Origin of the sequence: Bartonella sp. TS25HLJMH (assembly GCF_042193505.1) — a bacterium.
GTDB classification, from domain to species: domain Bacteria; phylum Pseudomonadota; class Alphaproteobacteria; order Rhizobiales; family Rhizobiaceae; genus Bartonella; species Bartonella grahamii.
The window spans coordinates 250,266-270,364 of sequence record NZ_JBHILV010000001.1 but is presented as its reverse complement, the minus strand read 5'-3'; the positions used below and the strand labels follow the sequence as shown (position 1 = coordinate 270,364).

At 38.0% G+C, this 20,099-nt stretch carries 16 protein-coding genes; 9 read left to right on the top strand and 7 right to left on the bottom strand.

Going from position 1 to position 20,099, the window contains the following annotated elements:
* Window positions 1-127: 127 nt before the first annotated feature.
* Window positions 128-2,815, bottom strand: coding sequence for an aconitate hydratase AcnA (gene acnA / locus ACFINF_RS01040; RefSeq protein WP_375619278.1), 2,688 nt, complete (start codon window positions 2,813-2,815; stop codon window positions 128-130).
* 295 nt (window positions 2,816-3,110) lie between these two features.
* On the opposite strand from acnA, the gene ccmA reads away from it, so the two are divergent.
* The 5 genes from ccmA to ACFINF_RS01015 are packed head-to-tail and all read left to right on the top strand — an operon-like array spanning window position 3,111 to window position 6,032.
* The gene (gene ccmA, locus ACFINF_RS01035) at window positions 3,111-3,722 is read left to right on the top strand and encodes a heme ABC exporter ATP-binding protein CcmA (protein ID WP_375619277.1); all 612 of its coding nucleotides are present in this window, start codon (window positions 3,111-3,113) and stop codon (window positions 3,720-3,722) included.
* Between the two features lie 11 nt (window positions 3,723-3,733).
* Entirely contained in the window at window positions 3,734-4,399 is a 666-nt protein-coding gene (ccmB, locus tag ACFINF_RS01030) for a heme exporter protein CcmB (protein WP_375619276.1), read from the top strand.
* A 46-nt stretch (window positions 4,400-4,445) separates the two neighbouring features.
* On the top strand, window positions 4,446-5,225 hold the full coding sequence (locus tag ACFINF_RS01025; RefSeq protein WP_375619275.1) for a heme ABC transporter permease: 780 nt from the start codon (window positions 4,446-4,448) through the stop codon (window positions 5,223-5,225).
* Window positions 5,213-5,464, top strand: coding sequence for a hypothetical protein (locus tag ACFINF_RS01020; protein WP_375619274.1), 252 nt, complete (start codon window positions 5,213-5,215; stop codon window positions 5,462-5,464). The genes ACFINF_RS01025 and ACFINF_RS01020 overlap by 13 nt, the downstream gene beginning before the upstream one ends.
* Window positions 5,439-6,032 (top strand): DsbE family thiol:disulfide interchange protein, encoded by a 594-nt coding sequence (locus tag ACFINF_RS01015; protein WP_375619273.1) that lies wholly within the window; start codon window positions 5,439-5,441, stop codon window positions 6,030-6,032. The genes ACFINF_RS01020 and ACFINF_RS01015 overlap by 26 nt, the downstream gene beginning before the upstream one ends.
* 727 nt (window positions 6,033-6,759) lie before the next feature.
* Here ACFINF_RS01015 and ACFINF_RS01010 read toward each other — a convergent pair.
* The 3 genes from ACFINF_RS01010 to ACFINF_RS01000 are packed head-to-tail and all read right to left on the bottom strand — an operon-like array spanning window position 6,760 to window position 9,944.
* The gene (locus ACFINF_RS01010; RefSeq protein WP_375619272.1) at window positions 6,760-7,761 is read right to left on the bottom strand and encodes an Hsp33 family molecular chaperone; all 1,002 of its coding nucleotides are present in this window, start codon (window positions 7,759-7,761) and stop codon (window positions 6,760-6,762) included.
* Between the two features lie 36 nt (window positions 7,762-7,797).
* Window positions 7,798-8,733 (bottom strand): ornithine carbamoyltransferase, encoded by a 936-nt coding sequence (gene argF / locus ACFINF_RS01005; protein WP_375619271.1) that lies wholly within the window; start codon window positions 8,731-8,733, stop codon window positions 7,798-7,800.
* Entirely contained in the window at window positions 8,730-9,944 is a 1,215-nt protein-coding gene (locus tag ACFINF_RS01000; protein ID WP_375619307.1) for an aspartate aminotransferase family protein, read from the bottom strand. The genes argF and ACFINF_RS01000 overlap by 4 nt, the downstream gene beginning before the upstream one ends.
* Window positions 9,945-10,432: 488 nt before the next feature.
* Between ACFINF_RS01000 and ACFINF_RS00995 the strand changes: the two genes are divergently transcribed.
* Window positions 10,433-10,966 (top strand): GcrA family cell cycle regulator, encoded by a 534-nt coding sequence (locus ACFINF_RS00995; protein ID WP_273787476.1) that lies wholly within the window; start codon window positions 10,433-10,435, stop codon window positions 10,964-10,966.
* Between the two features lie 876 nt (window positions 10,967-11,842).
* Here the strand turns inward: ACFINF_RS00995 and ACFINF_RS00990 are convergent.
* A complete protein-coding gene (locus tag ACFINF_RS00990; protein ID WP_375619270.1) occupies window positions 11,843-12,439 on the bottom strand; it encodes a Smr/MutS family protein in 597 nt (198 codons plus the stop codon).
* Between the two features lie 52 nt (window positions 12,440-12,491).
* Window positions 12,492-13,184, bottom strand: a complete 693-nt coding sequence (locus tag ACFINF_RS00985; RefSeq protein ID WP_375619269.1) for a Tim44/TimA family putative adaptor protein — start codon at window positions 13,182-13,184, stop codon at window positions 12,492-12,494.
* A 172-nt stretch (window positions 13,185-13,356) separates the two neighbouring features.
* Between ACFINF_RS00985 and ACFINF_RS00980 the strand changes: the two genes are divergently transcribed.
* Together ACFINF_RS00980 and secB are read left to right on the top strand one after the other, a co-directional pair.
* The gene (locus tag ACFINF_RS00980; protein WP_375619268.1) at window positions 13,357-13,851 is read left to right on the top strand and encodes an FxsA family protein; all 495 of its coding nucleotides are present in this window, start codon (window positions 13,357-13,359) and stop codon (window positions 13,849-13,851) included.
* A gap of 142 nt (window positions 13,852-13,993) precedes the next feature.
* Window positions 13,994-14,470 carry a protein-export chaperone SecB gene (gene secB / locus ACFINF_RS00975; protein WP_375619267.1) on the top strand — a complete coding sequence of 159 codons (477 nt, stop codon included), beginning with the start codon at window positions 13,994-13,996 and terminating at the stop codon, window positions 14,468-14,470.
* 67 nt (window positions 14,471-14,537) lie between these two features.
* Here secB and ACFINF_RS00970 read toward each other — a convergent pair whose 3' ends face one another.
* The gene (locus ACFINF_RS00970; RefSeq protein WP_375619265.1) at window positions 14,538-16,838 is read right to left on the bottom strand and encodes an NADP-dependent malic enzyme; all 2,301 of its coding nucleotides are present in this window, start codon (window positions 16,836-16,838) and stop codon (window positions 14,538-14,540) included.
* A 195-nt stretch (window positions 16,839-17,033) separates the two neighbouring features.
* On the opposite strand from ACFINF_RS00970, the gene mutS reads away from it, so the two are divergent.
* Window positions 17,034-19,778: a DNA mismatch repair protein MutS gene (gene mutS, locus ACFINF_RS00965; protein ID WP_375619264.1), complete on the top strand. Its 2,745-nt coding sequence runs from the start codon at window positions 17,034-17,036 to the stop codon at window positions 19,776-19,778.
* Window positions 19,779-20,099: the final 321 nt, after the last annotated feature.

The window sequence follows — 20,099 nt, the reverse complement described above, 5'->3', positions numbered from 1 at the left end:
CTTATAGCGCAATCCCAAAGCTAACGTCAATTAGATTTTCAAAGATAGTCATAAAAAAACGAAGCCAAACTCTTTGATCCGCAACTTTATAGCTTAATAATAGATATTCCTTAACAAATAAAAGAATTTAAACGGCTAACTTACGCAAGACATATTGCAAAATTCCCCCATGATGCAAATAATCTAGCTCATCTTCAGTATCAATACGGCATAATAACGGAACGGTTTTTGTCGTACCATCAGAAAAAGTAATTTTCGCTACTGTCTTTTGACGAGGTTTCAAGTTATGAATTCCTTCAATTGTCACCTTTTCATCTCCCTTTAAGCCTAAAGATTTCCAACTTATACCCTCCTCAAAGATAAAGGGAACAATGCCCATCCCAACAAGATTAGAGCGATGAATCCTTTCAAAAGACTGTACAATCACTGCCTTTATACCAAGAAGATTGGTACCTTTGGCTGCCCAATCGCGCGATGATCCATTGCCATATTCAATACCAGCAAAAACAACGAGTGGAGTACCTTCTTGTTTATACGCCATTGCTGCATCGTAAATGGCTTGTTCTACCGCTGACGGATAATGAACCGTATAACCTCCTTCTCGACCATTTTCCCCCAACATGAAATTACGAATGCGAATATTGGCAAAGGTCCCACGCACCATAACTTCATGATTCCCACGACGCGTTCCATACTGATTAAAATCAGCCACTTTAACACCATGATCCATTAAATATTTTCCGGCAGGAGAAGCTGCTTTAATAGAACCAGCAGGAGAAATATGATCCGTCGTGATTTTATCACCAAATAAACCTAAAATCCGTGCATCTTTAATGTCTGGTAAGATATCAGGTGTTTTCTGCATATCATCGAAATAAGGTGGATTGCGTACATAGGTGGATTGCTCATCCCAAGAATAGGTAGAACCCGTAGGAATCTGAACTTTTTGCCAATTTTCATCTCCCTTAAAAACATCTGCATACTTTTCGGCAAAAACCTTACGCGTGACATTTTTTTCAATGAATTCCTGTATTTCTTGAGAAGTTGGCCAAATATCTCTCAAATAAATGGGTTGGCCATTTGAATCTTCACCAAGAGGTTCCTTGGTTAAATCTTTACACACCGTCCCGATGAGCGCATGTGCAACAACTAACGGTGGTGAAGCTAAATAATTCGCTTGCACATCAGGGGAAACACGCCCTTCAAAATTACGATTTCCTGAAAGAACTGCAGATGCAATTATACCATTGTCATTAATCGTTTTGGAAATAGCTGGATGCAAAGGACCAGAATTCCCAATACATGTTGTGCACCCAAATCCTACTAAGTTAAATCCTAATGCATCTAAATCTTTTTGCAGACCCGAATTTTGAAGGTAAGCTTCAACGACTTGTGAACCAGGTGCAAGAGAAGTTTTTACCCATGGTTTGCTCTTGAGACCTTTTGCCACAGCATTTCGTGCCAAAAGACCCGCTGCAATAAGAACACTTGGATTCGATGTATTCGTACACGACGTAATCGCAGCGATCACCACATCACCGTGACCAAGCGTATATTCTTCACCCTCGACCTGATAACGCCTATCCTGTTCAGAAGTCTTCTTATAGTCTTCGACCAATGCCTTCTCAAAACCCTGTCCAACGCTTTCCAATGCAATACGTCCTTCAGGACGTTTAGGACCAGCCATAGAAGGGACAACCGTTCCCATATCTAATTCAATTGTATCACTAAAAATGGGATGAGCCACCATTTCGTCATGCCACATCCCTTGTGCTTTGGTGTAAGCTTCTACTAAGGCAATCCGATTTTCATCACGCCCTGTCATATTGAGATAACGCACTGTCTCCTTATCAATTGGGAAAAAACCACACGTTGCTCCATATTCAGGTGCCATATTTCCAATCGTTGCCCGATCAGCAAGCGTCATCTGCTCCAAACCAGGACCAAAAAACTCAACAAATTTACCGACAACACCCTTCCGGCGTAGCATTTGAGTCACCGTCAATACGAGATCGGTGGCTGTTACACCTTCTTTAAGTTTACCTGTTAGACGAAAACCAATCACTTCAGGTAATAACATAGAAACAGGTTGGCCTAACATTGCTGCTTCTGCTTCAATACCACCAACACCCCAACCTAAAACCCCTAAACCATTAACCATAGTCGTATGCGAATCAGTTCCCACACAGGTGTCAGGATAAATCGTCTCACACCCCTCTTCATTCTTCATCCATACACATTGTGCTAAATATTCTAGGTTAACCTGATGACAAATCCCTGTTCCTGGAGGAACAACGCGAAAATTTTGAAAGGCTTGCTGCCCCCATTTAAGGAAACGATAGCGTTCACCATTGCGTTCATATTCATGCTCAACGTTTTCCTTAAAAGCCATGGAATTGCCAAAAGCATCAACAATAACTGAGTGATCAATGATGAGATCAACGGGAATGAGAGGATTGATTTTTTCAGCGTTACCGCCAAGTTTGACCATAGCATCACGCATTGCAGAAAGATCAACAACTGCTGGAACACCTGTAAAATCTTGCATAAGAACACGTGCAGGACGGTAAGCAATTTCTGCCCCAGCGCTCCCTTTGTCGTTTAACCACTTAGCAACATTGAGGATATCCTCTTTTTTAACTGTGCGACCATCTTCAAATCGCAATAAATTTTCGAGAATAACTTTCATCGAAAACGGTAAACGAGAAACACCTTCAAGTCCATTCTTCTCCGCTTCGATCAAGCTATAATAAGTATATTCTTTACCACCAATATTTAATACTCTGCGACAATTAAAGCTATCAATTTGAGTCATGACTGTCCACCCTCATACTATAACCACCCAATTTCCAGGAATGAACAACACAAACTACGAGTCAAGGTCGCAGCTTGAGCGCAGACGCAATCATCTCCGCTATCCATTTCCCCCTCCACCCTCTTAGGCAAATGCGGAAATCAGCGCCAGAAACCATTTTACACCAGATATTGATGTAAGGTATCCTTTATAGAACTATTTCTAGAACTATTCTAGGTACAATTGCACAAAAAATGTGTTTTTTATTCTATAATGCAATAAAGAATATGAAAATAAAAACAAAATAGGTAATCACATGGTGTTATCAGGCAAAGATTTAGCCGCTTACAGAAACGAGGAAATTCTGTTTAAAGGTCTTTCTTTTTGTTTATTTTCACAGCAACTGATGACAATCACCGGTCCTAATGGTATCGGAAAGTCTACATTACTCCGAATCATTGTCGGTCTTCTTGAAGCTACTGAAGGTCATATAATATTTAAAGACCATGATCAAATATACCCTGTTGCGACTGCGTGTCATTATCTTGGTCCTCAAAATGCTATGAAACCTCTCTTATCTGTCATTGACAATTTGCAATTTTGGGCAGATTTTTACGGTCAACATTTACGCTTTGTGCATGAGGTTCTTGCCGATGTTGGTCTTTCTAACCTTGAACATTTACCCTTTAAAGCTCTGTCAACTGGACAACAAAGACGCGTAGCTATTGCTCGCCTTTTGCTCTCCTATCGTCCTCTTTGGATTTTAGATGAACCAATATCTGGGCTTGATAACCATGCTCAAAAACTCCTTGCTCGTATTTTCCAGCGTCATCTCAATCAAGGCGGTATGATTATCGCTGCAACTCATAATTCCCTAGGTATTCCAGAAAACCATAAAATCGCTCTGGAAAAATTTTTACCTCTCTAGGAGAGAATAAAATGAAAGCACTGTTCTGGCGTGACCTTAAACTATTATTAGCACCACAAGCCTCTTCACTAACAGGACTATTGTTTTTTATCGCTGTTGTTGTCATAACCCCCTTTGCCATTGGACCTGATCCCAAAATTCTTGCACAAATAGGGCCTGGTATATTGTGGTTTGGAGCCCTTCTTGCAGGACTTCTCAATCTGAACAAACTTTTCCAAATCGATCGCGATGATGGTAATCTCGACCAATTTATCCTTTCAGGAAAAAGACAAAGTTTTACACTAATTATCTTTACCAAATGTCTTGCCCATTGGGTAGGAACAATGTTTCCTCTTATTTTTGCTACACCTATTTTAGCCCTCATGCTCCATTTAGATGTAACAATAACTTTTACAACAATACTTACCCTTTTATGCGGAACACCAGCCATTATTTTTATTGGCGCCATAGGCGCTGCACTCGCAACCTCATTGTTGCACAGTACTCTGCTTATTTTTATCATTATCTTGCCGTGGATCATTCCAATTATGATTTTTGGTGTTTCGGCTGCTACAGCCCCAATAAATCCAAATATTTCTTTTCTCACGTCCTTGGCTCTTCTCAGCGCTTTTTCACTTCTTTTGAGTCTCTTTGGCTCTTTTGTTGCTGCGATAACGCTTAAACTTTTATCAGAATAATAAAAGATGATTGCCGCATAGAAAAACTCTGCCTATTATGAATTTCATGAATGAACTATCTCGTCCATATAAAATCAGGTCACTCCCTGCAAGTTTCATCCTTTTCATGAAAATAAGTAGTATCGTCTTACCTTGGTTGACTGGCATAACATTGTGTTTCCTTATTTTAGGGCTTATTCTGGTGATGCATTCCCCTAGTGACTATCAACAAGGCATTACTGTTAAGATTATGTACCTTCATGTACCCTTTGCGTGGTTGTCTACATTCTGTTATGTAACGATAAGTGCAGCGGCATTAGGAAATCTGATTTTGAAATATCATCTTGCTGATGTAGCACTTAAATGTGGAGCACCTATTGGAGCGATTTTTACCGCATTGGCTCTCATGACAGGAGCACTTTGGGGGCGACCTACATGGGGAACATGGTGGGTCTGGGATGCACGGTTAACATCAGTTTTAATTCTGCTTTTTATCTATCTTTCCATTATCCTGCTTGGACGTGCTTTTGACAACCAAGTAAAAGGCGCTCGCGCTACTGCAATTCTTACACTTGTTGGATTTGTTAATATCCCTGTTATTAAATTTTCCGTTAATTGGTGGAATACATTGCATCAACCAGCATCATTGCTACGTGCTGGAGGATCAACAATCGACAATGCTATGTTATGGCCCCTTATAACAATGCTATTTTGCTTCATATTTATGTTTATTGCGCTCTATTTGATGGCTATGCGAAATGAAATCAATAGTCATTATATCCGAATACTTCAGATTAAAAAATCCCGCCGTGCACAACAAGAGGACTCTTCATCATGCTCGACCTAAATGGCATCCAGGGCGAACTTTTAGGAAATCTATCTCAGAAAATTGATTTTTTCCTTAGCACCCTTAAACACGAGCAAATTGTTGTTTTAAGCTATGTGCTTTCTGCAATATCCCTCTTATGTCTTATTGGATATATTCTTTGCAAAGCCCTATACCAAAAAAAAATTCTTCAGCAGCTAAACAAAAAAGAGCTGTCACAAAAAGAAAAGTATAATGAAAAACATCCCTCCAAAACTTAAAAAAAATATATCTTTGCCTGTTCTGCTTGTTTTTTTTGGACCATTTGTGCTTTTTCTTCTTCTCATGGTGCTTTTTTTCAACTTTATGGATAAAAAATACCTTCAAGATTCTTCTCTTCTCCCAAACGCATTAGCTGAAAAATCTGCTCCTAATATTCATCTTCCTCTTCTTGATAAAGAAAGTTATCTCAATTCAAAACAGTTTAAAGGACGTGTCACATTGGTCAATTTTTGGGGCTCTTGGTGTTTGCCTTGTCGCGAAGAGCATCCTATTCTTATGAAAATTGCACAAGATAAACGTTTTGATCTGATTGGTATTAATTATAAAGATAACAAAACAAACGCCCTGCGCTTTTTAAACAGTTTTGGTAATCCTTTTAAATTTATTGGCTTTGATATTTCAGGATATACAGCCATTGATTGGGGAATATATGGCCCCCCAGAAACCTTTCTCTTGAATAAAGAGAGCATCATTATTGCCAAACATGTTGGTCCCTTAACATGGCAAATTTATCAAAAAAAAATTCTACCAAAAATTGAACAAGCGATCATGCCAGAAGAAAAATAAAATATCAACATATTGATTTATAAATAATAATTTACTATTTTTATCTATTAAATGAGAATCTCGTGTACTATGAAATTTTTTAAAATTTCTATATGTTGAATCAAAAAAACATTTAAGATAAAGACTAAAAATACCTTTTATGAATTGTCTAAACATGAAAATAATTAGCGATATTTTAAGTTGAAAAATATAATAATGCAGGTTTGTAAAAACATAACGTTTTATCATGCTATGTATGCTATTTTATTTATACGGACCCTCATTCTTCTTAGGAAAATTTGGCAAGAGCATTACCATTGTTGATTCAAAAACATATGCAAAGAAATATCTGTAGAGCAAACCTCAAAAATATAACAAATCCATTCCTTCTCAGCGTCATTAGTATATTTATTCCCATTACACTATCTGTTCGTAATAGAATCCATAAAGTCCATATTGAGTCTATACATTCTTATTCTCTCGATAATTTATCTTATGATTATAACTAATAAGCTTTTTTGACTCTTAATAAGATAAATTCGAGTAAGAAAATATATTTTACAGAGAGCTCTTTTTAAGCACTCTGTGACGTGATCACTGATTTCAACAGAAAGATCACTCGTATACATTAAAAAACTCTAAGACAAGAAATATTCTAGAAGTTCATATGAGCTTATGGGTAAACTTTTATGACGCAAATAAAATAGGTTTTTGTTGTAATCATCATTTTTTTATGAAAAATATTTGATTAGGTTTTTTCTTCTAAAAATTCTTGCGGTGTAAAACAATACGTTTTTGAGCAAAATTCACATGTGACTGAAATATATTTATTTTTAACCATTTTATTGCGTTCATCAATAGAAAATCCTTCTAGGATTCCTTTAATTTTTTCATGTGAACAAGAACATTGATCGACAAGAGAAAAAGGATTAAAAACTCTAACGCCTTGTTCATGAAAAAGACGGAACAAGAGCTGTTTACTACCAACTTGGGGATCTGTTAATTCTGAACTTTCAATCGTTGCCATGAGTATTTTAGCTTCCTGCCATTGGTTATCCAATTGGCTATGGGTTTTCGTTTTTTCTCGCTTTTGATGAGAGGCATCTATTTTATGATGAGACGATTCTTGGGGTAAAAGTTGGATCAAAATACCTCCAGCTCGCCAGCTTTTCTGCGTTTTTCCTTGTTGGTCACGATTAATTAATATAGCAACAGCCAAACGGATATCGGTAGGAATTTGTTCTGATTGATCAAAGTAAATACGAGAAGTTTCTTGTAAATTTGATCCATCTAATGCAACTATCCCTTGATAGGGTTGCATATGGGGACCTTGATCAATTGTGAAGGCTAAAGTGCCTTTTCCTAAAAGTGTTTCTGAAGAGATTTGATTATTGTCTATGGCTTGTTTAAGCTGTTCTTTATCAAAACGAGCGTATCCACGTAAACTGGAAGGAGGCGAAAAATCGCATACCAACATATTAACCGGTCCATCGGAATGAGTTTGTAAAATAAATTTTCCTGTAAGCTTTAGAGAAGTTCCAAGCAGAACAGTTAAAAGTAAAGCTTCTGCTAGAAGATAAGAAACCGGTTCAGGATATTGATGTCTTGTGAGAATAGAATTTAAAGATTCCCCAAGTTGTACGGCACGTCCACGGATATCAAGTTCTTCGACTTGAAAGGGAATAACAGTATCATCTTCATGCAAGAAGTTGTTGTTGAGAGAGGCTTCATCTTTAGCTTGTTTACTCATAGCTTTGCCTTTTTTATATAATTTGTTGTAGAGGGGCTATTGTGGAGAGAAAAACGCATCTTGTAAACACCAAGAAAGAATTGCTTTTTGAGCATGAAGACGATTTTCAGCCTCATCGAAAACAACGGAGTGCGGTCCATCAATCACAGAATCAACCACTTCTTCACCACGATGAGCAGGAAGACAATGCATAAAAAGAGCATCAGATTTTGCTAATTTCATGAGAGCTTCATTGACTTGATAAGGCTGAAAAATGGAATGACTGCGAGCACGAAATTCTTGTCCCATGGAGACCCATGTATCGGTCATAATACAATCAGCATCTTGAGCTGCTTTTTGGGGACTATGGGTTAGTGTAAGGTGCGCTCCTCGTTCACGTGCCCAATGTATAAATTTTTCTTGTGGTTCACTGCCCTTTGGAGTAGCAATACGCAAATGAAAATCAAAAAGAGCTGCGGCCTCAATTAAGGAATGGAGCACATTATTACCATCCCCCATCCACGCGAATATTTTGCCAGCAATTGGCCCCCGATGCTCTTCATAGGTTAATATATCTGCTAAAGTTTGGCAAGGATGTGTATCATCTGTAAGGGCATTAATGACAGGAATTTGTGCATATTGTGCCAATTCGAGCATACGTTGATGTTTTGTTGTTCGTAATATCACGATATCCACAAAACGGGATAAAACACGAGCCGTGTCAGCTATAGTTTCACTATGACCAAGCTGCATCTCTGACCCCGTGAGCATGATTGTATCTCCCCCAAGCTGGCGCATACTGATATCGAATGAAATACGGGTTCGTGTGGATGGTTTTTCAAAAATCATCGCAAGTGTTTTACCTATAAAAGGTTTTGAACCTTTCCCTGCTTTAAAAGATGCTTTAAGGATTTTTGCATAATCGATCAGTGCGCGTGCTATTGATGGCGTTAAAATAGATAAGTCCGTGAAATGACGAAGAGCATTTGTCATGTGTGTAATATTTGTCTTTCTTTGTTTACTTGCGAAAGATACGCTATTGCTTTTTCAATACGATGCAAACTTTCATCTATTTCTTCTTCCCTAATGATAAGAGGAGGCAATAAGCGCACAACATTGTTGTTGGCAGCAACACTTAAGAGATATTCATTTTCTAAAGCATTAACGACAAGATTAGAAGACACAACACACTGAATACCCACCATTAGGCCCATCCCCTGAACTGCGCAGATAATATCAGGATAGATATTGAGAATGTGCAAAAGTCCACTTCTTAGTTTATTTCCCATACGCTGAACATGGTTGAGAAAATTTGGCTCTAACAAAATATCAAGAACACTATTTCCTACAGCCATTCCAAGAAGATTTCCTCCAAAGGTTGAACCATGGGTCCCAAGTGTCATGCTTTTTGCAACTTTATCCGTTGCAAGGCAAGCACCTAATGGAAATCCTCCTCCTAATCCTTTTGCGAGAGTAAGAATATCAGGCGAGACATCACTCCATTCATAAGCAAAAAGCTTCCCTGTTCGTCCTATACCCGTTTGGACTTCATCCAAAATCAATAACAGACCATTATCATCGCATATTTTGCGCAAAAATCTTAAATATTCATGAGAAACTGTTCGTATTCCTCCTTCTCCTTGAATAGGTTCAATAAGAATAGCGGCGGTATTTTTATTAATAGCGTTACGCAAAGCGATTTCATCACAAAAAGGTACTTGAATAAATCCACCAGCTTTAGGTCCAAAGCCTTCAAGATATTTTTCATGCCCAGTCGCAGCAAGTGCTGCAAGTGTACGTCCATGAAATGCCCCTTCAAAAGTAATTATTTCAATGCGTTCTGAATGACCCGCAGCATAGTAATAATGACGTGCCGTTTTGAATGCGCACTCCAATGCTTCAGTGCCTGAATTGCAGAAAAAAACCTTATCCGCAAAACTATTTGCACAAAGCCGCGTAGCAAGAGCTGCTTGTTCAGGGGATTGAAAAATATTAGAAACATGCCAAAGTTTTTCAGCTTGCATTTTAAGCGTATCAACCAATTTTGGATGTGAATACCCTAATGCATTAACAGCAATGCCAGATGTGAAATCAAGATAATGTTCTCCCTTATCGGAAATAAGCCATACACCATGCCCCTGTTTAAAATGCAAATCTCGTCGTGCGAAGCATTCATAAAGTGGTTGTATAGAGACGGCATCCATCATAATTTCCTTTATATTTTAACCTTTTCAATATATATATACAAAGCAACACTACAAATAAAACAACATGGTACATTTTGTTACGGTGCTTTCAACATTTCATTACGATTAATGATTACACCTATGGAATAGATCATTACACCAATTGAAAAAAAGTCAATGAAGGTTCTACAAATAAGCATTTTGGGAAAAAGCCTTAAACAAAAGTGAAAGTTTAACCTATGATTGATTTGCAAGTTGGGGAAAACATTCTAAATAAACTCTTCAAGAGGTAAAGACTCTTGTCATAGAGTGAGTGCATATTGTAATTTATAATATAATAAGCAAGATGATGTGTTTTAGTTTGTAAGTCCACAGGTTGGATGATTTTCTTATGCTCGCTTAGAGTGTAAAATTCTTTCATTCAGCGTAGTGAGAATATTATTAAAACATTTGAAGATGCAAAGGGGGAGAGCATCTTAGTGACGTAATCGGAATGGAGTGCTGGTATGGGTTGGACATGTGAACGCGTTGAGCTTCTTAAAAAGCTTTGGAGTGAAGGGTTAAGTGCAAGTCAAATTGCTGCTCAATTAGGTGGGGTCAGCAGAAACGCAGTCATCGGCAAAGTACACCGATTAAAGTTGCCAGGACGCGGTAAAACAGCACAAGGAAGTGCGCGTACGCAAAAAACCCCCGTGGGAAGCAGCCCATCATCTCCACGTGTGCGTCGCAACACATCCACGGTATCGCCAATGAACACATCATCTGTAAGTATTGAAGAAACAGCTTTAAAGACAGAATTTGTAGCGGAAGATATAAAAGAAGTTGATATGTCCACAAAATCCAATGTAGTTGTGCCTATATCACGTCAACTTAATCTTTTACAATTGAGTGAAAATACATGTAGATGGCCGGTTGGCGATCCATTATCAGCAGATTTTCATTTTTGTGGTGCAGATTCTGATGAAAATAGCCCCTATTGTGCCTTCCATGCTAAGTTAGCATTTCAACCAATATCTGAAAGACGTCGTATAAGAGTGTAATATCCTCGATTGAATCTCATATTCTACACCTTCTGCGCTTCGTTATGAAATTTTAATTATCGAATTATTATGAGAAAGAAATTTAATAGAGCTTTTAATGAGTGAAAAAATTTCTTCATGAAACTATTCAACGAAATTGTATCTTTTGTGCTATTGCACAATTATGTGTTGTAAAGTTATATTCCTGTTTATTTCCAAGATTCTCTTTAATTTAGTTGTACTACTTTTAACACTATCCATAGCAATATCTTTTGAATAAGACAATTTCTCATGTTTTTATTCTTCGTGTATTTAATAGAGTAATGCTGTGGTTTATAAAAACAATTTATCGCGTTGCAACCTAAATGAGATCCATCAATATCTCTTTCATTTCAAGCCCTCTTATATTGAATCAATCAAAATCTTTCGTTTGGGCGTCACGAATGAGATGAGAACTGGGGAGAGTAAAAACACTTAAAGAAAAGCATGCCTTCTACAAATGCTTTCAAGTGCCAAGGGCTTCAAGAGTTGTTGCAACATTGGGAGCTAGCAAAGTGTGTGATGATGCCAGCTTGCTCTTTTATTAAGCATAAAGATAGGAGTCTTAATGGATTTATCGTTATACCCTTCATGTATGCCGTTGCAAAATAGGCTTGGGAGCGTTGAGAGATGTTTTTTTAAAACAAGCCTGTAAATATATGCATCCAATGTCATTCTGTTTTGCGTGAGGGATGTGCCCCATTAAAGAACGCGATAAACAAAAGCGTGAAGCAATACGTAGAATGTAAAATTTATAAATAAGGGGATATTGTATTCAAGGCTCTTACGAAATATACGAAAACAATAAATTATTAAGTATAAATAAATATTAAACCTAGAACGACCACAATAACATCACTAACACCACTTTCCTTTTCCCGACACAAAACGGCGCAACCAAACATAAAGTGCACCTTCTCCGCCATGCTGACGAGCTGCTTGCTCAAATGCATGGACATAATATCGAAAAGCTGGTGTTGATAACCAATACGGAACAAATCTATACAAAGCTCCATCGCTCCCAACGGATCGTCCTTTTCCTGTAATCACAAGGACATAACGCAATCCTCTCTGCTGAGAGGATTGTAGAAATTTTTTTAAGAAAAAATAAGCTTCTTCCTGCATATAACCGTGGAGATCAAGACGCGCCTCAAGAGGATAACGACCTTGGGAAATTTTACGATGTGCAACATGATCAAAGAAATGAATCTTTTGTACTTGTGTAACTGCCCTCTTTTCTCTTTTAATAATTGTCGAGGGTTGTTGATTTTCCTGAGACAATGAGGAAATTTGAGTTACAGGCTGTTTTTTATCATTAATATTTGCAATAGTTGCTGAAGCAGAAGAGAGCATCTTACCGTGAAGCGGTGTTATCGTACGACAAACCATCTCCCATAAAAGGTGATCCTGTGAAGCCAACAAATCTCTTTTTTGTCTCCGTTTACTTGAGGACATTTTAATTTCTCATAAATCATTGAATGCTTATGGAAGAAAAACAAAAAGTATTTTAATTTTCATTTTCTGTAGCAAAAAGCTTCCAGTTGGGATCTGATGATAAACTATTGCGAACAAAAGTCCAAATATCCCTGATTTCTACAATAGCATCAGGATCACCGTCTATACGCTCGCCCTGTTCATTATAAGTAACAGAAATCATCTCACTGACAATACGTATCGTTAAAAGTTCATCCTTTTCTTGTATTGCCGCCGCAACAAATTCGATCTTATTAATTCCAATAAAAGTGAATTCTATTCTTTCTTTATTTTTTTCTCGTTGCTCAATAGCCGTACAAAAGCTCTCAAAAACATCCTGACAAAGCAAACTTTTAAGTTGATTGCGATCACCTTTGGCAAAAGCCGTTACAATCATCTCATAAGCAATTTGTGCACCTTTTATAAAAAATTGAGGAGAAAAATGAGGATCCATTCTATGAAATTCCCGCAAATTTTTATTCAAAATACTCCCCTCCGGTGCAATTTTATCAATTTCACTAAAGTCGTCTTTTTGTGAATTTTTCTGATAAGGGAACGAAACAATATTATCAGCCGTTTCTGCTTCAACCTGTTTTTTAGAACGACGTGAATAAGGATCAAAGGGGGGCTTTTCAAACCCAATTCGTTTCCCTAATACATTACGGAGTTGCACAAAAATAACAACCATAACAACAAGAGCTATGACAAGTATAACGTCAAATTCCATGGGCGCTGTCAATCTCCAAAGCTTAAATCTTTAATAAACATTGCAGTCAATACCATTTATCAATAAATATGTAAAATAAGGAATCCTACCATTCAAATATTTTTATAGATTTTATATTAAATGGAGTGCTCTTAAGAATTCCTCCCCACCTCATCCAGAAGGAAATTTGCATGTGATAAAACTTTATTCTATAAATCCTCGTTTTTTTGTTGTTATCTTTCTTTGCATTCTTTTAATCGAGATCGCTGTTTTTATCTTTGTTGGTCAAGAAATTGGTATTTTAGCAACTTTGAGTTTGGTTATTCTCACAACCATAGTTGGGGTTGTTTTATTGCGAGTTCAAGGGTTTAGCCTTTTAAAAAACATACAAACTGAACTTATCCAAGGGCGTACATTAGAGAATAATATTATTAATGATGTTTTCATCATGTTTAGTGCAATTTTACTTATTCTTCCTGGCTTTGTAAGTGATCTCTTGGGAATATTACTTCTTATTAAACCAATTCGCTCTGTTGTTTGGCATTTCTTTATATCATTACAAAACAAAATGAATTCCAATACTAAAAGAAAAAATGATGCTGAAAAAATAATTGATCTTAATGCAGAAGATTACACAATTTATGATACGACAGAATCTCCAAGGCGCAAAAATGATAATAACCATTGAAATGCCTAAAAAATCTGTACCAAACTAAAAAAATATTCAAGATAAAGAGCGCATTTCTTGCAACCTTTTGCAAGGCGTGATAACCAATTTGGTCTTTAGATCTAAAATAAATATACATATTATAATGAGAGAGGTTCGTCGTATGGCCGAAGATGAAATGAATAACAGTGGTGGAGAGCCGGTTTTTGCTGTATTAACTCAATATTTAAAAGATTTATCATTCGAAAACCCAGGTGCTCCTCGTTCATTGCGTACACGTGAAAAATCACCACAAATTGATATCAATATTAACGTCAATGCTAACCCAATTGGCGATGACAATTATGATGTCGTTTTGTCTCTCTCCGTTAAAGCCAATGATGAAACTGAAATCTTATTTCATGTAGAACTGATTTACGGTGGTGTTTTCCACCTTAAAAACATTCCACAAGAACATGTTATGCCATTGGTCTTTATTGAATGTCCTCGTCTTTTATTCCCATTTGCTCGCCAAATTATATCTGATGCTACTCAAAATGGTGGTTTTCCACCTTTATGGATTGATCCTATTGATTTTGCAGCCCTCTTCCAAAAGCGTCTCGCTGAAGAACAAAAAGACAATCAAATACAACCATCTTAAAAAATTTATTCTTTTGCTATCATAAAGCCCCTTGATATATTATTGGTATATTAGGGGCTTTTTTCCTTTAGACAACTTTTGCGGCATGATAAGCCGCAAGCATTGCAATATTGACAACATCTGTATCGTTTCCGCTAAACGGTACAATTTGGACAGATTTTTCCAATCCAATTAAAATAGGACCAATGATGGTTGCTTCACCAAGTTCTTGTAACATTTTGCTTGCAATGGAAGACGCGTGATATCCAGGCATAACCAAAATGTTAGAGGGCTCTGTTAATCCCATAAATGGATATTGCTGCATCAATTTGGAATTGAGCGCCACATCGGCGCTCAATTCTCCATCAAACTCAAAATCAACCTTGCGTTCATGCAAAATATTAATCGCATCCTGAATTTGCTGTGTGATTTGCCCTTTCATATAACCAAACGTAGAAAATGCTAAAAATGCTACCCGTGGTTGATATCCGAATCCACGTACAAACGAAGCGGTTTGTTCCGCTATATCCGCAAGTTCTTTAGCATTAGGATTTTCATAAACAGCTGTATCCGCAATAAACACAGTTCGTCCTCGGCAAATGGCCATTGAGATACCAATCAATCGTTCTTTTGGTTTTTCATCAATTGCACGACGTATATCGATCAGCGCTGTTTCATAATTGCGTGTCACCCCTGTAACCATTGCATCAGCATCTCCTAGTGCCACCATACACGCAGCAAAATAATTGCGATCATTATTGATACGACGATGACAATCACGTAACAGCCAGCCTTGACGCTGCATCTTTTTATAAAGATAATTCGCATAAGCATCTGTACGACAGGAAAGCTTAGCATTCATAATAGAAATACCTTCACGCTCCAGATCAATTCCAGCGATAATAGCTGTTTCTCTTACTTGCTCTTCACGACCAACCAAAATCGCTTGTCCTAATTTTTGATGAACATAGGAAACGGCTGCCCGCATAACTTGCTCTTCTTCACCTTCTGCAAAGACAATTTGTTTTGGTGCTTGACGAACATGGTTATAAACCCCACGCATCATCGAGGAAGTAGGATCACGTCTCGCATTCAAATCGCGCTCATAGGCCTCTAAATCATCTATGTTCTTTTGCGCAACACCGCTTTCCATTGCTGCTTTTGCTACCGCTATTGAAACAACCGTCAATAAACGCGGATCAAAAGGAACAGGGATGATATAATTAGGACCAAATTTTAATCGCTTTCCACGATAAGCTTCTGCAACGCTGTCAGGCACTTCTTCATGCGCTAAATTGGCAAGAGCCTTTGCCGCAGCAATCTTCATTTCTTCATTAATAACTCTTGCACGCACATCCAGTGCACCACGAAATATATAAGGAAAGCAGAGAACATTATTAATCTGATTTGGATAATCGGAACGCCCTGTTGCGACAATGGCATCATGACGCACTTGCATAACCTCTTCCGGCGTAATTTCTGGATCAGGATTAGCCATAGCAAAAATGATCGGCTGTGGTGCCATAGATCTTACCATTTCAGGAGTAAGAGCACCTTTAGCAGAAACCCCAAAAAATATATCTGCACCTTCCATTGCTTCCATAAGCGTACGTTTATCTGTTTGAATAGCATGCGCAGATTTCCACTGATTCATTCCCTCTTTGCGGCCTTCATAGACCACACCCTTTGTATCACATAATATGATATTTTCGGAACGAAATCCCATCGCTTTAATCAGTTCAATACAAGCAATTCCTGCAGAACCAGCACCATTACAGACTAACCGCGTATTTTGCATATCGCGCCCTGTTAAAGTCAAAGCGTTGAGAACACCAGCAGCAACAATAATTGCTGTACCATGTTGATCGTCGTGAAAAACAGGTATATTCATCACCTCGCGTAGGTGGCTTTCAATCATAAAGCACTCTGGCGCCTTAATATCTTCAAGATTAATTCCACCAAAAGAAGGTTCTAAATGACGCACCAAATTGATAAAACTTTCTGTATCGTTTATATCAATTTCTAAATCAATGGAATCAATATCCGCAAAACGCTTAAACAGCACTGCTTTGCCTTCCATGACCGGCTTAGAGGCAAGGGCTCCTAAATTGCCTAACCCTAAAATAGCTGTACCATTTGAAATAACAGCAACAAGATTTCCTTTTGCTGTATAATCATAAGCTAGCGCTGGATTTTGAGCAATTGCCTTAACTGGAACTGCAACACCTGGTGAATAAGCAAGTGCTAAGTCATGCTGTGTGGCCATAGACTTTGTTGCAACAATCTCAAGCTTTCCTGGTCGATCACGACTATGAAAATCTAGAGCTTCTCGTTCGCTCACACTGTAAACAGTTTGAGACATTTTCTGATCCTGCTCGCTCTCTTTCATCTCACTTTATTTTCTCCAAAAACAGTGTAAATTTTGCTTGATAATGCGTATAGTCATTAAATTTGATTCATATATTAGAAATCGCTATTCTTGCCTTAGCAAATATGATGATGCATTGCAATTTAGAGATAAATAGCTATTGAAGTAAACAAAAAAGAGTAAAAACTTCACTTAAAAGGAACAGGCCTCGTACAAATGGATAAAAAAAATAACCATAAAAATAATTTAATTCCACAGCCTGCCTCCTCATCTGCTTCCTCTCAAGAACGTCTGACACCTATGATGGAGCAGTACATAGAAATCAAAGCCGTCCATCATGATTCCCTTCTCTTTTACCGAATGGGGGATTTTTATGAATTATTTTTTAATGATGCAATTGAAGCTGCTCAGGCTTTAGGAATCACACTCACAGCACGCGGAAAACATTTAGGACAAGATATTCCTATGTGCGGTGTTCCCGTTCATGCCGCTGATGATTATTTACAAAAACTGATTGCTTGTGGTTACCGAGTTGCTGTTTGTGAACAAATAGAAGATCCTGCTGAAGCAAAAAAACGTGGCTCAAAATCTGTTGTTCGGCGTGATGTTGTTCGCCTTGTAACACCTGGAACGATAACTGAAGAAAAACTCCTTGATCCAACACGCGCAAATTATTTGATGACACTTTCCCGTATAAAAACTAGCGATGGAGAGGAATTTGCTCTTTCTTGGATTGATATCTCAACAGGCATATTTCGTGTAACAGAAAGCCGGCAAGAAAAACTTTTAGCAGATATTATGCGTGTGGATCCACAAGAAATCATTGTTGCTGATTCATTCTTTTATGATAAATCTCACAAATCGCTTTTTAATGTTCTTGATCGTATCATTTCACCTCAACCTGCTTGCCTCTTTGAGGTACTAACTGCTGAACGCGATATTTGCAATTATTTTAAACTCTCAACTCTTGAAGGCGTTGCCGATTATTCACGTTCCGAACTCTCTGCAATTGTAGCTGCTATTCGTTATATCGAAAAAACACAAATCACGCATCGTCCTCCCCTCATGCAGCCTGAGCGCCAAAATGAAAGTGCGACTCTTTTTATTGATGCCGCAACCAGATTAAGCCTTGAACTTATTCGTACGACATCAGGTCAACGGGATGGAAGTTTATTAAAAGCTATTGATCGCACTGTAACAGGAGGAGGATCACGCCTTCTCATCGATCGCCTCATTGCTCCCCTCACCACTCCTTCAGCTATTGATACACGTTTGGATTCTATCGATTTTTTTCTACGTAATCCTTCTCTTGCAGAAGCGATAAAGCTTACTTTAAAAGGAGGACCAGATATGCCCCGCGCCGCTTCACGTTTGGCTCTTGGACGAGGAGGTCCCCGTGATATGGCGACAATCCAGCGCGGCTTTGAAATCATTCGTGAATTGCATCAACTTCTTAATAATGAGCTTCTGCCTCAAGAAATAAGTGATGTACAACAGGTTTTCTCAAACTTACCCACAACGTTATACTTTCATTTAGAACAAGCATTAGCTAATGATCTCCCACTCCTTAAACGTGATGGTGGTTTTATTCGTTCAAATTATCATAAAGAGCTCGATGAAATGCGTGCTTTACGTGATGAATCACGCCGTGTCATTGCTGAACTTCAAGCGCAATATGCCCAAGAAACAGATATTAAGACGCTTAAAATAAAGCATAATAATATTCTAGGTTATTTCATTGAAGTAACCAGTACACAAGCATCTGCTCTTACAAATAATCCACAAGCTAAAGCACGTTTTATTCATCGGCAAACAATGGCAAACGCTATGCGTTTTACGACAACAGAGCTTGCGGACCTTGAAAGCCGTATTGCCCATGCTGCCAATCACGCATTGACACTTGAACTAGAGATTTTTGATATTCTCGTTCAGGAAATTACCGAACAAGTTGATTTTATTCGTAAAGCCTCTGAAGCACTTGCTATTTTAGATGTCTCTGTCGCTTTAGCATATCTTGCTGAAGAACAAGGCTATTGCCGACCTAAAATTGATCTTTCACTTACCTTTCATATCACAGCAGGACGCCATCCTGTCGTCGAGCAAGCACTCCGCAAACAAGCAGCAGAACCTTTTATTGCCAATAATTGTGATCTCTCTGTGCAAGAAAATCAGCAATATGCAGCAATCTGGCTGTTGACAGGGCCTAATATGGGAGGAAAATCAACTTTTTTGCGGCAAAATGCTCTTATTGCTATTATGGCGCAAATGGGATCCTTCGTTCCAGCGACTTCAGCACATATTGGTGTCGTTGACCGCCTGTTTAGTCGTGTCGGGGCTTCCGATGATCTTGCACGGGGGCGCTCAACCTTTATGATGGAAATGGTTGAAACAGCAACGATTCTCAATCATGCTAGCCACCATTCCCTTGTTATTCTTGATGAAATAGGGCGTGGGACATCAACTTTTGATGGACTTTCTATTGCTTGGGCTGCCGTTGAGTATCTCCATGAATTTAACCATTGTCGTGCTATTCTCGCTACCCATTTTCATGAAATGACTGCACTTACCGAAAAACTTGACAGATTGCATAATGTAACCATGAAAGTCAAAAATTGGGATGGTAATGTAGTTTTTCTTCATGAGGTCACACCAGGAGCTGCTGACCGTTCCTATGGTGTACAAGTCGCAAAGCTTGCTGGACTTCCCCCAGCCGTTATTACACGAGCAACAGATGTACTCCATCAATTAGAACAAGGTGAAATGGCTGGAAAAGGACATAAACTCATTGATGATTTACCACTCTTTTCTCTTAAAGCAACATCTCCCGTCAATGAAGCAAGAAATAAACATTGTGTACTTCACGAAGCTTTAAAAAATATCCATCCCGATGAACTCTCTCCTAAACAAGCTTTAGAAGCAATTTACCACCTCAAACAGCTTGAAAAGAGTAACTCTTTATAGAAAACGGATGTTATTTTTTATTAAAAAGTCTTCTTAATAGGAGATAAAGTATCCCTTTTTGATACGCAACAGCACAAACTGTTGTTTACAGTATTCCCATCTCTTTTCTACACGATATATTTTGATAAGTGTAATGCATATAGAGGCAAAATCCTATGCATTATATTTCATATTTCCTTAGGTCAATATTGACCCGTATACAAAAAATTGGTCAATACGGACTATTTTACAAGATAGTCGTTTTTTGTAAAGATTATCATGAAATCTCCTCCACCTTGCAAATACGCAATATTTAATGAATTATGCTTTTTCACAATCAAT